1 protein-coding gene is annotated in these 1,319 nt (G+C 43.6%); it reads left to right on the top strand.

Annotated elements, in window-relative coordinates:
* The first annotated feature begins 236 nt into the window (after window positions 1-236).
* Window positions 237-1,091: an ACP S-malonyltransferase gene (fabD, locus tag SPB21_RS32890; RefSeq protein WP_163666397.1), complete on the top strand. Its 855-nt coding sequence runs from the start codon at window positions 237-239 to the stop codon at window positions 1,089-1,091.
* Window positions 1,092-1,319: the final 228 nt, after the last annotated feature.

A 1,319-nucleotide genomic window follows, 5' to 3' on the forward strand; every position in this document is an offset into this window, starting at 1 on the left:
GGATCATTCAAAGACTAAAAAGAAATACATTCGTAAATATACTGATTTCAAGATATTCGTGAATACACTGGTTTCTCCGGAGTGTTCAAAGCAAAAAAAGAACATCTATAATTATTGCGAGCTCGGATAATCACGCTATAATCCAGCTTGTTCCTGTAATTATTTGTGGTTCGTTACATATTTGTGGTCCATGTCGATAAGTGTTATCGGCATCATCAGGGAGTTTGACGACGAACATGAACGCTAATAGTTTGATTTATGTTTTTCCTGGCCAGGGAACTCAAGTGCCAGGAATGGGTGACGGGCTGTTTGAGAAATTTCCAGATATTACAAGAGCTGCGGATGAAACGCTCGGTTATTCCATCAAAACCCTGTGTCTTGATAATCCTGACAACAAGCTCAACCAAACTGAATATACCCAGCCTGCACTTTACACGGTCAATGCGATGACCTACCTGAGCATTAAACAAGAGACTGGGCGAGTTCCTGATTTTGTGGCTGGCCACAGTCTTGGAGAGTACAATGCGCTCTTTGCTTCCGGGGCTTTTGACTTTGTTTCAGGCCTCAGGCTGGTCCAAAAACGAGGCGAACTGATGGCCCAGGCCACGGGAGGTGGAATGGCCGCAATTATTGGCTTAACCAGAGACCAGATACGCGATGTGATGCTGCTCTATGGCAGCCCTGACGTGAGCATCGCTAATCTGAATTCACCAAAACAAACCGTCATTTCAGGGTCTATGTCGGTTATTAATGATATCCAATCTTCATTTGAGGAGGCAGGGGCCAAGTTGTTCTTGCCCCTGCCAGTTAGCGGTGCCTTCCATTCACGCTTTATGGAATCAGCCCGCAGGCAGTTTGAAGCATTCCTGAAAAGCTTTCAATTCAACCGACCTAACATACCGGTGATCTCCAATGTGGAAGCATCACCCTACCCGAACGGAGGAATTGCTGAACTCCTGGCCAAACAAGTCACTTCGCCTGTTCGTTGGGTTGAATCAATGCAATATTTACTCAGGCAACCCAACCCAACGTTTAAAGAAATTGGACCGGGAGATACCTTGCAAACTCTCCTTCATTACATCATGAATTAATATGTTCCAACTTGTGTTTAATGTAACGGTTTTCCTGAAGAGTTGCTGTCTGTTAATTCATTTTATTTCTATATAAAATCTGTTTCATGGACTGTAGCTTGCTACACTGAATTTAGTCTGTTGAAAATATTAGACAAGAGATTGCTGGTTCCAGGAGATTGTCGAGTCGCTATTGCCTATATAGGTGTTATTTGCTGGTGAGAACCTAGGAAAATCCCCGGAGTATTT

Source organism: Leptothoe sp. ISB3NOV94-8A, assembly GCF_043421595.1.
Lineage (GTDB): Bacteria > Cyanobacteriota > Cyanobacteriia > Phormidesmidales > Phormidesmidaceae > Leptothoe > Leptothoe turfae.

Bases quoted from the DNA above. Each gene is read 5' to 3' on its own strand.
- fabD (WP_163666397.1), top strand. From the start codon at position 237: ATGAACGCTAATAGTTTGATTTATGTTTTTCCTGGCCAGGGAACTCAA.